Origin of the sequence: Paenibacillus chartarius, from assembly GCF_042432825.1 — a bacterium.
GTDB lineage: Bacteria > Bacillota > Bacilli > Paenibacillales > NBRC-103111 > Gordoniibacillus > Gordoniibacillus chartarius.
The window spans coordinates 139,305-151,511 of sequence record NZ_JBHLWN010000071.1 but is presented as its reverse complement, the minus strand read 5'-3'; the positions used below and the strand labels follow the sequence as shown (position 1 = coordinate 151,511).

The following is a 12,207-nucleotide window of genomic DNA, read 5'->3' as shown; positions in this document are numbered from 1 at the left end:
CAATTACATCGACACATCCAACCTGTGACCTTTGAACGGATGGAGCGGCGCCTTCATTTCGCCTGGAACGTTTTCCTTTCGCTGCCGCGGCTTCGAATCCCGATGGCTGCCGCCTTGCCCCGCATCATGATCACCGGCCTGGATGTGCGCCTCAGGGCTTTCCTCCAAACGGCCTGCCCTCTCCCGTTCGCGGTCGGCGTGCTTGAGAGCCTGGTTACCAAGCTGGGACTGATCAACCTCGGGCTTATGCTGCACTTGATGCTGCCGAAGACCAGCTTCGTCATTCCGGTGAATCGCCATTTGCAAATCGATCGACTTTAAGCTCACGGCTGTACACTCCTTCCTGACATGTTCGGAACATTCCCGTCATTACATGTAAGGAATCATGGCGATATCGCCTTCCGATAAGCAGAAAACGACACGGGAAATGGCGTCCTTCACGAACTTCGTATACCTTCCGATAACAATCTTCGTGCCGCCATAGACGTTAGCAATCACTTCGACGCGCGCACGCTCCGTTTCTTCCAACGACTTCTCAATTTCGAGAATGCGCTCGCGCATATGATTCTCTTCTTCGACAGCTTGCTTCTTCGTATGGTTCAGCTTCAGACGAAGTGCCAGCTTTTCCGAGTTCAATTGTCCGGCTGCCGCCATTTGATCCAGCAAAGTCAAAGCCTTCTCGGTCTTATCCAGATTCTCCGTATGGCCCTTAAGCTGCTGCCGCAGTGAAATCAATTCGTTGCGAAGCTCCGGTACGACGCCGACCTCTATTACGGTTACAGTAGACATCGAATTCCCGACCGTTCTTGTCGTCACTTTCTCTCCGGCCTGCACCGTCCCGCCGACAATCAATCCTTTCGGACCATTGCAAATAACGGCACGAGCGGCGCGCGTCGTAGAGTGCATAATACTCTGTGATACAAAGACGTCTTCGCCGGCTTCAACGAGTGCGTCCTGAATGAAAGAGCTTTTGAGCGACTTGCCGGCCCGCACCTTCGCTTTATTTTGCCCAACGATGCCTGCCTGAATTTCAATCGATCCACCCGCTTCAAGCTCAGCCGCTTCCACGCCGCCGGTAATTCGAATATCTCCCGCCGCTTTGATCTTGAACCCCGGTTGAACGTTGCCGCGGATCACGACACTGCCGACGAAATCAATGTTGCCGACACGGAAATCGACGTCACCGTTCACTTCATATATGGGAAAAACGTTGATTTTGTCACGGTCCGTCTTGGAAATCATGCCGTCGATTGCAGCATACATAGCCGTTTGCTCTAAATCGACCACAACGTTCTTACCGATCTTGAAACGGGCTTCCTTCCCGTCCTTTGCCGGGATCGTTTCGCCTGTAACCGCTAGGCCGCTTTTCCCCGGCTTGGGCGGCATCCGCTCGCAAATCATCTGCCCCTTCTTGACATTATGAAGAGAAATGAGTTCTTTATAATCGACAGTACCGTCTTCGAGCTCTAACGGTCTCTTTTCATGCTCGTCCAGCTCGAACAAAAACCGCAGATAACCGTTTTCTCCATTCACCGGCGGGTTGCCATAAGCGATTTCATTCATTTGCATAAAATGCGATTTCGGATCTGCAGCGATCTGAGAGAGCTTCTCTCGATTCAAGCCATGAACAATGCCGCTAGCGGCAGCCAGCTGTTCCAATTCTGCAGCAGTAATCGTGAAGTCATCCTCGGTTTGGGTAAACTGCAAATAGCCTGTCAGCTTATCGTCCGATACCGTGAAGGAAATATAATATTCCAGCGGCATGGCGCGTTCGCCCATAAGTCTCCCCCCTCGATCAAATGGTCACGTTTCCTGAAACAACTGTGTCTTCATACGCCCCAGTGCTCCGCGCAGACGCAAAATGGCCTTGGAGTGCAGCTGAGAAATGCGGGATGGCGACAAGTTCATCACTTCGGCGATTTCGCTTAGCGACAAATCTTCATAATAAAACAACGATACGACGATGCGTTCTTTTTCCGTTAAACGTTCAATAGCTTTAGCGAGCGATTCTCTGAGGAAAAATTCCCCAACCTTGTATTCCGGATTTTTGGCCTTGTCATCAATAAGAAGAGACAGCCTCGTCTCCGCTTCTTCCTCCCGGATCGGCTCATCGATCGAACAGACGGTAGTAATGGCAATGTCCTGAAGCATTTGCTGAAATTCGCCTTCGCTGATTTGCAAATATTCGCTGATTTCGGCATCGGTTACCGAACGCAAATATTGCTGTTCCAGCTTTTGGTAAGCATCTTCGATTTTCTTGGCCTTCTCCCGTACGGAACGCGGTACCCAGTCCCCTTGACGCAGACCGTCGATAATCGCCCCGCGGATACGCCAAGAGGCGTAAGTCTCAAACTGCAAGCCGCGCTGATAATCGAATTTGTCCGTTGCGTCAATTAACCCCATTACGCCGTAGCTCGCCAAATCTTCGCGGGAGACGGTTTTGGGAAGACCGATCGCCATCCGTCCGGAAACGTAATCGACGAGCGGCAAGTAGGCTTCAATCAGTGCTTGCTTGGCTTCCAGCTTTCCTTGCTCTCTCCACTGCTGCCAAAGCTCCATATGTGCAAGATTCGCTGGCTTCTGTTCGATCATGAGTCCGTTTCACCGTCCTTACTCTTCTGACATGCGGCGAAGTGCGTTCGCCAACTCCTCGGGGTTCAATTCCGGTGCCTGTGAAACAAGCTTCGGCGGCTTAAGCGGTGCAAATCCGGCGTCGTCGCCAAATCCATCGGAATGGCTTGCTTTCGGTTTCAGCAAATCATTCAGCGAATGGTCATCCGGCGTCGCCAAATTGATATTCGATCCGGTACCGGCATCTTCAGCGGCTTCGGCCGCTTCGGGCGACTCTGCATAAACCGATGTTCCCGGCCCATTCAATATGAGGTGCAGGACAAATCGAAATAAAAAAATAATGGCGAACACAAGAACAAAGCTGTAAAAGCTGTTGAGCAGCGTCGTCACGAATATGTTTCTCGTAATCGAAGCAATAAAAGTCAGAACGAAGGCGACCGCTCCGCCGTATAGATTCCAACGAATCGTACCGGTCATGGCTTACATCTCCTTAACACCATGCTGTACGCTTCGAATGAGAAGTATGCCGGTAACGCAATCGAATTCGATCGTTCTTCCATAGTTCCCACCTGTATCCTCGGCGATCAGCGGTATGCCGAATTTCTTAATTTGTTCCTTACAAGATTCTACATTTCTTGGGCCTATTCTCATGGTATCATGATTGGCGGCAAAAGCAAACATTTGAGCGCCGCCGGCCATTTTCGCTTCCATCCTCGCGACGACAGCACCCAGCTTTTGCATTTGGGCAACCAGCTCGGGAATCGCCGTATCCGCATACTTGGCAATATTCAGCGAGCCTTCCTTGGCAATATCAGAAGTGGGCAGCATTACATGCGCCATTCCCGCTACTTTGGTTCTTGCATCATAGAGTGTCAATCCTACGCATGAGCCCAGTCCCGTCGTTTTCAACACACCTGCTGATTGAGCGACATTAAGGTCGGCCATTCCGACTTTGATGATGGAATCCTGCATCATGGAGTGTCTACCCCTAATGCGGCGAAGATTTTGTCGAACGACTCCGGATCGGGAATTAGGAAAAAGTGTCCTTCCACTTCTTGATTCCCTTCTAGAAATTTCGTATCGATCAACAGTGCATTATCCCCCATCTGCCCGAATTGCAGCAGCCCGAAGCTGAGGATTGCACCCGCCATATCAATTGCCAGCGACGGGACGGTAGGCGACAAATGCAAATGCGTAAAATCGGCTAACGACGAAAGATACGATCCAGCCAAAATATTCCCGATTTCGTTCAAAGCGGACAGCTCCAGCTCGGTATATTCGCCGTCTTCGGACACCGTCTCGAGACCGACTAAGTTTTTCAGAAGCTTCTTGGCGGATTCCATCCTCAGGATGAAAAACATGTTGCCCGGCGCCTCGCCTTCCACTCGCAGAAAGATGGCAAGTACGACTTGCTCGGCTCCACCCACGCTGTTCGATATTTCTTCAAAAGGAAGGAGCCGTACTTTCGGCACTTGCATATCCACCGGTTTGTTCAGCAGAGTGGAGAGAGCCGTTGCCGCATGTCCCGCCCCGATATTGCCGACTTCCTTCAAGACGTCCATCTGAAAATCCTGAAACCGACTGAAAGCGTCCATCTTCGAACCTCTATTCTTCTATTTCGCTTAATTGATTGATCTCTTGTTTGTTAAGCACTTGATCCAAGTTCAGCAATACGAGCAGCCGGTCATCGCCGATCCGGGCGATCCCGCGCAAGTATTTGGCTTTAATGCCACCAACGACCTCAGGAGGATGGTCGATCTGGCTCTCGTCCAAATCGATGACGTCGTTGGCCGCGTCCACAATCAGTCCGACCTCGTATTCGCCGGCCGAAACGATAATAATGCGCGTATTGTCCGTGTATTCATCCACGGTTAGTCCAAATCGGCTGCGCAGATCGATAATCGGGATGACGACACCGCGCAGGTTGATGACGCCTTTGATGAATTCAGGCGATTTCGGCACGCGGGTTAAAGGCTGCATGCGCTCGATCGTCTTGACTTTCTCCACTTCAACACCATACTCTTCCGTCCCTAGAGCAAAGACGATCACTTTCTTTTCTTCGGACATGGAATATCCCTCCTATGAATGGATCGTTATTTAATCAATGCGTTCGTATCGACAATCAGGGCGACTTGTCCGTCACCGAGAATCGTAGCACCGGATATAGCAAACAAATTCGTCAAATACTTGCCAAGTGTCTTCAGCACGATCTCTTGCTGACCGATAAATTCGTCAACCATGAGTGCAGCCATCTTATCGCCTTTGCGGATGACGACTATCTCGGTTTCCGTCTCGCCGTCTTCGCTGTAGTCTTTCACCTCGAACACTTCGCTGAGCGAAATGACCGGGATAACCGATCCCCGGTATTCGATGACACGGCTGCCGTGGATATTGCGGACCTTGGCAGGATCGATTGCCGACGTTTCCACGATGGAAGACAACGGAATCGCATATTTCTCGCTGCCGAGACGAATAAGCATCGCTGAAATGATCGAAAGCGTAAGAGGAAGCTGTACGGAAAACTTGGAGCCGAAGCCCGGTCTCGATTCCACCTGCACCGTGCCGCCGAGCGATTCGATTTTTGTTTTCACGACGTCTAGTCCTACGCCTCGGCCGGAAATGTCCGAAATTTTGTCGGCAGTCGAGAATCCGGAAGCGAACAGCAGCTGATCGACTTCGAAATCGGACATGCGTCCGGCTTGCTCGACCGTTAAGATGCCGTTTTTTACGGCACGCTCCAGAACTTTCGGGCGGTTGATGCCGGCACCGTCGTCTTCCACCTCGATAAACACGTGATTGCCGCTATGGAAGGCGCGAAGATGAACGGTACCCGTATCGCTTTTCCCTGCCGCCTGCCGCTTTTCGATCGATTCAATACCGTGATCGACCGAGTTGCGGAGAAGGTGAACGAGCGGATCGCCGATTTCATCGATAACGGTACGGTCCAGCTCCGTTTCCGCCCCGCTGATAACCAGATCGACTTTTTTGCCGAGCGTCTTCGCTACATCCCGTACCATGCGCGGGAAGCGGTTGAAGACGGAGTCGACCGGCACCATGCGAAGCTTCAATACGATGTTTTGCAAATCGCTGCTAACCCGCGACATATGCTCAACCGTCTCGGTCAAATCGCTGCGGTGAACCTCGCTTGCCAGCTGCTCGAGACGAACGCGGTCAATAAGAAGCTCGCTGAACAAATTCATCAGGGCGTCCAGACGTTCGATGTCGACGCGGATCGTACGCCCTGCTACCGGTGCGCCGCCCGAAGGCCCAGCTTTTTTCGTTTCCGCAGCGGGTGCTGCAGGCGCCGCGGCAGCAGCCGCCGTCTCCTGCTGTGCAGCGAGGGCTTCCGGAATCGCTTCCTCCGCAGGAGCCTTACGAGCTCCTTTGATCATCTCCGAAAGCGAATCTTTATCAACCTCGATGACGGACGCGGATTCGATTTCGGACACGTTTAAAATCTCTTTTTGCAGTGTTTCACGGTCTATTTGGGAAATATAATAAACGGAGAAGCTTCGTTCGAACTTCTCTTGTTCGATATCTTGAACCGACGGCGTCGATTTGACGACTTCGCCGTTACGGTCGAGTACATCAAACACCATGTAGGCTCTAGCTGCTTTTAAAACGCAATCTTCCCTGACTGCGACCTCTATGTAAAATACCATATGGCCCGAATCGATCGACTGCTGCAGCACGGAATATTGAAACTCGTCCACTTCTATTCCGGAAGCTGCCAAAGCTGATGCCGGCGGTGCTGCAGCTGCATCGGCCGCCTGTTTCTTATAATCGCCCGTGACAATCGATTTGAGCGAAGCCACGATGTCCGTGACGTCCGCTTGTCCGGTACCGCCTTGAATAATGTCTTCAACCATCGTCTCGAGGGCATCCAAGCTCTTGAATACACAATCAAAAATAAATGGATCCATATCCAGCTTGTTATTCCGGACAAGATCGAGAACATTCTCCATCTCGTGAGTGAGCTTCGCCAAATCTTCAAAGCCCATCGTGGCGGACATGCCTTTGAGCGTGTGTGCGGAGCGGAATATGTTGTGTACAATGCTGATATCTGTCGGATTGCCTTCCAGTGCCAGCAAATTCTCGTTCATTGCTTGTAAATGATCTTTCGATTCGTCAATAAACATTGACAAATATTGACTTAATTCCATCACGTACACCTCCATAAGTCGTATCGGTACGATTGCGATGTGTGAAACGGCAAAGCGTTAGGATGAAGCAGAATGAACGGACTGGACAATTTTTCGGGCAATTTCGGGCTGTTTCACAACATCCGTAACTCCCTGCAGTTCAACCGCGGCCCTCGGCATACCGTAAACGACGCATGTTTCCTCCGCCTCGGCAATGGTGATGACGGCACCGCTTTTCCGTAAAGCCAGCATGCCTTTGGCGCCGTCGCTGCCCATACCGGTCATGATCACGGCATGCCGCTTTAATTCTTTCATCGGTACGAGAGATTCGAACATAACGTCCACGGACGGCCGGTGACCTGAGCGCGGTTCGTCCTTCGTCAGCTTGATGCGGTATCCTCCGCCCTGCTCACGCCTCGCCATCATATGCCAGCCGCCCGGCGCCACATAAACGGTTCCTGTCTCCAGCAGCTGATCATCCTCGGCCTCGACGACTTTAAGCTGAGATACGTCGTTAAGCCGTTGGGCCAAAGATTTGGTGAAACTCGGCGGCATATGCTGAACGATCAGCACTGGAGCAGGCAAATCGCCCGGCAGCTGGGAAATCACTTGATGAAGCGCCCTGGGTCCTCCCGTAGACGTTCCGATCGCTATCAGCTGATCGAATTTGGACGATCTCGGTTTACCGGCATTTGCTTTATTGACGCTTTCTGCGGCAGACAGCACGCCAGGCTTATTTACGGCCGTCCCCCGGGATACCAACGGGGGGGCGCTGCCGGCGAAAGGCTGGGCAATGCTCCTCATCGTAACCTTTACAGCTGCCAGCAACTTCTCGTGAAGCTGCTGCTTCACCTTATATAAATCGAGGGAAATCGAACCGGAAGGCTTTCGAATGAAATCGAACGCACCGAACTCTAAAGCTTTAATCGTTTCGGCCGCCCCTTCCTCGGTGAGAGAGCTCAGCATCACGACCGGCGTCGGCGCTTCCTTCATAATTTTCTGCAGCGCTTCAAGTCCGTTCATGATCGGCATCTCAACGTCGAGCGTGACCGCATGAGGCTTGAGCAGCTTCACTTGCTCGACGGCCTCTTTGCCGTTCTTAGCGGTCCCGACGACTTCCAGCTCGGGGTGTTCGGAGACAATATCGGAAACAATTTTTCGCATGAATACAGAGTCGTCAACGACTAATATACGATACCCCATCGCTGCCCTCCCCCCTTCCATCCGTAATAGTGCGGTTCTATGTTGTAAGTAAGATTATTTCATCAGACGGATCATGCGAGACAAGAACCCTTTGACACCGCTTTGCTGCTCCGGCTCTGGCGCCGGAAGCCCATGGTCGAACCGGTTGACCAGCTCCTGCAAATCTTTGGATGCCGGGCAATTCGGGAATGCGACCGAGAACGGCACCTGCTTCTTGACAGCCTTCGACACGAGCGGGTCGTCGCTGACATAGCCCAGCGTCGGAATATCAAGCTGCAGAAACTGCTTGGCCACAAGGCTGATTTTATTTGCAGTGTGCTTGCCCTCATTCGGATCGGTGACCCTGTTGACAACCAGCTGGAATTTTACATTGTATTCCATTGCATGCACCATCTTGATGATCGCATAGGCGTCCGTAATGGACGTCGGCTCCGGCGTCGTCACGACGATAGTCTCCTGCGCCGCGAGAATAAATTTTAACGTCTCCTTCGACAACCCGGCACCTGTATCGAAGATCAGAAAATCGGCATAGCCGTTCAATTGGCCAATCTGCTCGGAGAAATAATCTAATTCTTCTTCGGATAACCGGATCAAATCCTGAAACCCGGAGCCGCCGGCTATGAATTCCAGCTCGCCTGGACCCTTTTGCACGATTTCCCAGATCGTTTTTTCTTTCTTCAGCAGATGATACAAGTTGTACTTCGGTGAAACGCCCATAAGCACGTCAATGTTGGCTAGTCCGATGTCGGCGTCGAACACGAGAACCTTGTATCCCTTCGCTTGCAGCGATAAGGCAAAATTTAATGTGAAATTGGATTTGCCTACTCCACCCTTGCCGCTTGTCACCGTAATAATTCGGGTCGTACGGCCGGATTGCTGCGATTGAACCAATTTGCGAAGGGCCTGCGCCTGGTCATTCATCTGGCAGCTCCTCCATAATGAGATCGATGATCGCTTGCTCATCTACCACACTGATGTCATCCGGTACATTCTGGCCGTTCGCTGCATAAGACAGCTGCAGGCCGAAATCGTGGACGAGATTCACGACGGCACCGAACGAATCGGTTTCATCCATCTTGGTAAACAACACTTTATCCAGCTTAAATTTGGTGAAATTGCCCGTAATAGCTTTCATATCTTTGTATTTCGTCGTCATGCTGAGGACCAGAAACGTCTCGGAGTCCCCTTGGGAGCGCAGCAGCGCATTTAGCTCGGACACGTACATTTCGTTGCGAAAATTACGGCCGGCCGTGTCCATGAAAATAAGATCGCAATCCTTAAGAGCGTCGAACGCCTTTAGCAGATCCTGCGGTGAAAACACAACCTCAAGCGGCACGTTCAAAATGTTGGCATACGTCTTCAACTGTTCGACCGCTGAAATCCGGTATGTGTCCGAAGTAATAAAACCTACCTTTCGGCGATGCTTCAGCACCTGCTCCGCGGCAAGCTTGGCGATCGTCGTCGTCTTGCCTACTCCCGTAGGACCGACAAAATGTGCGATCTTCGTCTCCGGCGCAATCGACTTGCGTCCGTTTGATTTCAGGATATCGGCGATCTGAAGCCGGATCGAACGCGATGCGAACGATTCCGTGAACGGTTCGGCGAGCTCTTCCGCCTCCACTTTAGCCCGATCGATCCAAGTATCGATCAAAGCCGGGTCCACTTCATGGTCGATGAGCCTTTGACGAATAGCAGGAACCAGATTGGCGTTCGATTCGCCCCCGTTCTGTAATGCGAGCTTGTTCATCATTTCCCGCATTTGACGAAGCTCTTCGAACAGCAGATCTTCCCTGCTCTTGACAGGAGCCGGCTTCGGCGGTGTGTAAACTCCGGCTTGAGATGCCGCGGCAGTCGATTCCGGAGGCAGCTCTTTGCGAACAGGAGCATGCTCCCGGATTTTCAATGACTGCTGAACGGGTGGCAATACATCCGGAACTTCCGGAAATTCGAGTTGATCATGCTCTAGCATTGCGACAGGGGCTGCCCTAGCCGCAGCAGCTTGGGGCTGGGCCTTGGCGGGAGCCGGCTTCGGAGCCGCCGGTTTCGGCGACGTTCCGCCCGCCGCTGCGGTGCCGTCGACTGCCGCAATCACTTCAATCTTTTTCTTGCCGAACATGCCGAGGAATCCGCCGGAACGAATTTCCTTCGTGTTAAGAATAACGGCATCTTTCCCGAGGTCGGTGCGAATTTTTTGCAGTGCATCTGGCATCGAATCGACGACATACCGTTTCACTCTCATAAGTTCACAACTCCCAAGCTTTGAATTTCAATATTCGGTTCAAGCTCGCTGTAAGACAGCACGGGAATATCCTGCATGGTACGTTCCAGCAGCTGCCGGAAGTACATGCGAATCGTCGGCGAAGTAAGGATGATCGGCTGCTGGCCCGATTGGATCATGCGGCTCACTTGATCGTTGAGTCGATGGAAGACGATCTGCGACGTCGACGGATCGAGCGCCAAATACGTACCTTGATCGGACTGCTGCACCGATTCGGCGATTTTTTTCTCGAGCGAAGGACCGACCGTAATGACTTTGAGCGAATCGGTGCCGGTCGAGTACTGCTGGGTAATTTGCCTGGATAACGACTGTCTGACGTATTCCGTCAGCACGTCGGTATCCTTCGTATAGGAAGCGTAATCGGCAAGCGTCTCCAGAATCGTAACCAAATCCCGTACCGATATTTTCTCCCTAAGCAGCTTGGCCAACACCTTCTGCAAGTCCCCGATCGTCATCATGCTCGGAATCAAATCGTCGACAAGCGCCGGATAGGCTTCCTTGACATTCTCGACCAGCGCTTTCGTCTCTTGGCGTCCGAGCAGCTCATGCGCGTGCTTCTTGACGATTTCCGTCAAGTGCGTTGCCACGACGGACGGCGGATCGACGACGGTGTAGCCCGACAATTCGGCCCGCTCCTTCGTCGCTTCGTCAATCCATAACGCAGGCAGTCCGAATGCCGGCTCCTTCGTTTCGATGCCCGAAATGGAATCGTCTTCGTAGCCTGGGCTCATCGCCAAATAGTGATTAAGCAGCAGTTCGCCGCGCGCCACGGTGTTTCCTTTAATTTTGATTACATATTCGTTAGGTTTTAATTGAATGTTGTCGCGAATGCGGATTACCGGAACGACGATCCCCAGCTCAAGCGCACATTGACGCCGAATCAAAATGATCCGGTCGAGCAAGTCGCCGCCCTGCTGCGTGTCGGCCAACGGAATCAAGCCGTAGCCGAACTCGAACTCAATCGGATCCACCTGCAAGAGACCCAGCACGCTTTCCGGCGAACGCACTTCCTCGATCTGCTGCTCCTCGACGAGCTGTTCCTGCTGCTCCTGCTTGAGCTCCAGGTTTTTCTGCATCTTGATTGCTGCGAAAACGAGAACCGCTGCAACCGGAAAGGTCGTATACCAATGGATAGGGGTGAATATCCCCAGAAACACTAACGTACCGGCTACGATATACAATAGCTTCGGCTGAGCGAATAGCTGCGCCGTGATGTCATGACCCAAATTGCCTTCCGAAGAAGCCCTCGTCACGATGATACCTGCCGCCGTGGAGATCAGCAGGGCCGGGATTTGGCTGACGAGACCGTCACCGATCGTAAGGATCGCGTAATTTTCGAGTGCTTGGGATGCGTCCATGCCCTTCATCGCCATTCCGATGATGAAGCCGCCGATCAAGTTAATGAAGAGGATGATAATGCCGGCAATGGCATCGCCTTTGACGAATTTGGACGCACCGTCCATCGCTCCGTAAAAATCCGCTTCCCGCTCGATCTTCTGGCGGCGTTCGCGTGCTTGCTGTTCGTTGATCATCCCGGCGTTCAAGTCCGCGTCGATACTCATCTGCTTGCCCGGCATCGCATCGAGCGTGAAGCGGGCAGCAACTTCGGCAACGCGCTCAGAACCTTTGGTAATGACGATAAATTGCACCAAGACCAAAATCAGAAATACAACGAAGCCGACGACAATATTGCCCTCGGCGACGAAGGATCCGAAAGTTCTGACCACGTTGCCGGCTTCTGCGTTGGCAAGAATGTTTCTCGTCGTTGAAACGTTCAAAGCGAGGCGGAATATGGTCGTGATGAGCAGCATCGATGGAAATATGGAAAACTGAAGCGCATCGACGGTGTTCATGCCAACCAACAAAATGATAATCGCAATCGTAATATTAATAATCAGCAAAAAATCAAGCAGCGGCAGAGGAATCGGCACGACCATCATAAGCACAATTCCAATGACACCAATAAGAACGACCAGATCCCGTATCTTCATCGCGCCTTCCTCCCTTCCCTCC

Annotated in this window: 12 protein-coding genes; all 12 read right to left on the bottom strand. The window is 52.1% G+C overall.

The features are described 5' to 3' along the window. Positions 1-3: 3 nt before the first annotated feature. The 12 genes from ACFFK0_RS18195 to flhA are packed head-to-tail and all read right to left on the bottom strand — an operon-like array spanning position 4 to position 12,185. On the bottom strand, positions 4-327 hold the full coding sequence (locus ACFFK0_RS18195) for a hypothetical protein (protein WP_377471726.1): 324 nt from the start codon (positions 325-327) through the stop codon (positions 4-6). Positions 328-369: 42 nt separating this feature from the next. After that, positions 370-1,779 carry a flagellar assembly protein A gene (locus ACFFK0_RS18190; protein ID WP_377471725.1) on the bottom strand — a complete coding sequence of 470 codons (1,410 nt, stop codon included), beginning with the start codon at positions 1,777-1,779 and terminating at the stop codon, positions 370-372. A 24-nt stretch (positions 1,780-1,803) separates the two neighbouring features. Then, positions 1,804-2,592, bottom strand: coding sequence for a FliA/WhiG family RNA polymerase sigma factor (locus tag ACFFK0_RS18185; protein WP_377471724.1), 789 nt, complete (start codon positions 2,590-2,592; stop codon positions 1,804-1,806). Positions 2,593-2,610: 18 nt separating this feature from the next. Then, the gene (locus ACFFK0_RS18180; RefSeq protein WP_377471723.1) at positions 2,611-3,048 is read right to left on the bottom strand and encodes a hypothetical protein; all 438 of its coding nucleotides are present in this window, start codon (positions 3,046-3,048) and stop codon (positions 2,611-2,613) included. Positions 3,049-3,051: 3 nt separating this feature from the next. Beyond that, positions 3,052-3,546: a chemotaxis protein CheD gene (locus ACFFK0_RS18175; RefSeq protein WP_377471722.1), complete on the bottom strand. Its 495-nt coding sequence runs from the start codon at positions 3,544-3,546 to the stop codon at positions 3,052-3,054. Then, complete coding sequence (locus ACFFK0_RS18170) at positions 3,543-4,166, bottom strand: chemotaxis protein CheC (protein ID WP_377471721.1); 624 nt, start codon at positions 4,164-4,166, stop codon at positions 3,543-3,545. The genes ACFFK0_RS18175 and ACFFK0_RS18170 overlap by 4 nt, the downstream gene beginning before the upstream one ends. A gap of 10 nt (positions 4,167-4,176) precedes the next feature. Beyond that, positions 4,177-4,638: a chemotaxis protein CheW gene (locus ACFFK0_RS18165; RefSeq protein WP_377471720.1), complete on the bottom strand. Its 462-nt coding sequence runs from the start codon at positions 4,636-4,638 to the stop codon at positions 4,177-4,179. A gap of 26 nt (positions 4,639-4,664) precedes the next feature. Continuing rightward, positions 4,665-6,734, bottom strand: coding sequence for a chemotaxis protein CheA (locus tag ACFFK0_RS18160; protein ID WP_377471719.1), 2,070 nt, complete (start codon positions 6,732-6,734; stop codon positions 4,665-4,667). A gap of 57 nt (positions 6,735-6,791) precedes the next feature. Next, entirely contained in the window at positions 6,792-7,916 is a 1,125-nt protein-coding gene (locus ACFFK0_RS18155) for a protein-glutamate methylesterase/protein-glutamine glutaminase (protein WP_377471718.1), read from the bottom strand. Positions 7,917-7,970: 54 nt separating this feature from the next. Next, entirely contained in the window at positions 7,971-8,837 is an 867-nt protein-coding gene (locus tag ACFFK0_RS18150; RefSeq protein WP_377471717.1) for a MinD/ParA family protein, read from the bottom strand. Next, complete coding sequence (gene flhF, locus ACFFK0_RS18145; protein ID WP_377471716.1) at positions 8,830-10,155, bottom strand: flagellar biosynthesis GTPase FlhF; 1,326 nt, start codon at positions 10,153-10,155, stop codon at positions 8,830-8,832. The genes ACFFK0_RS18150 and flhF overlap by 8 nt, the downstream gene beginning before the upstream one ends. Next, complete coding sequence (flhA, locus tag ACFFK0_RS18140) at positions 10,152-12,185, bottom strand: flagellar biosynthesis protein FlhA (RefSeq protein ID WP_377471715.1); 2,034 nt, start codon at positions 12,183-12,185, stop codon at positions 10,152-10,154. The genes flhF and flhA overlap by 4 nt, the downstream gene beginning before the upstream one ends. Between the last annotated feature and the right edge of the window lie 22 nt (positions 12,186-12,207).

Coding starts and splice junctions, on each gene's coding strand:
- ACFFK0_RS18190 (WP_377471725.1), bottom strand. CDS start 1,779: ATGGGCGAACGCGCCATGCCGCTGGAATATTATATTTCCTTCACGGTA.
- ACFFK0_RS18185 (WP_377471724.1), bottom strand. CDS start 2,592: ATGATCGAACAGAAGCCAGCGAATCTTGCACATATGGAGCTTTGGCAG.
- ACFFK0_RS18180 (WP_377471723.1), bottom strand. CDS start 3,048: ATGACCGGTACGATTCGTTGGAATCTATACGGCGGAGCGGTCGCCTTC.
- ACFFK0_RS18175 (WP_377471722.1), bottom strand. CDS start 3,546: ATGATGCAGGATTCCATCATCAAAGTCGGAATGGCCGACCTTAATGTC.
- ACFFK0_RS18170 (WP_377471721.1), bottom strand. CDS start 4,166: ATGGACGCTTTCAGTCGGTTTCAGGATTTTCAGATGGACGTCTTGAAG.
- ACFFK0_RS18165 (WP_377471720.1), bottom strand. CDS start 4,638: ATGTCCGAAGAAAAGAAAGTGATCGTCTTTGCTCTAGGGACGGAAGAG.
- ACFFK0_RS18160 (WP_377471719.1), bottom strand. CDS start 6,734: ATGGAATTAAGTCAATATTTGTCAATGTTTATTGACGAATCGAAAGAT.
- ACFFK0_RS18155 (WP_377471718.1), bottom strand. CDS start 7,916: ATGGGGTATCGTATATTAGTCGTTGACGACTCTGTATTCATGCGAAAA.
- ACFFK0_RS18150 (WP_377471717.1), bottom strand. CDS start 8,837: ATGAATGACCAGGCGCAGGCCCTTCGCAAATTGGTTCAATCGCAGCAA.
- flhF (WP_377471716.1), bottom strand. CDS start 10,155: ATGAGAGTGAAACGGTATGTCGTCGATTCGATGCCAGATGCACTGCAA.
- flhA (WP_377471715.1), bottom strand. CDS start 12,185: ATGAAGATACGGGATCTGGTCGTTCTTATTGGTGTCATTGGAATTGTG.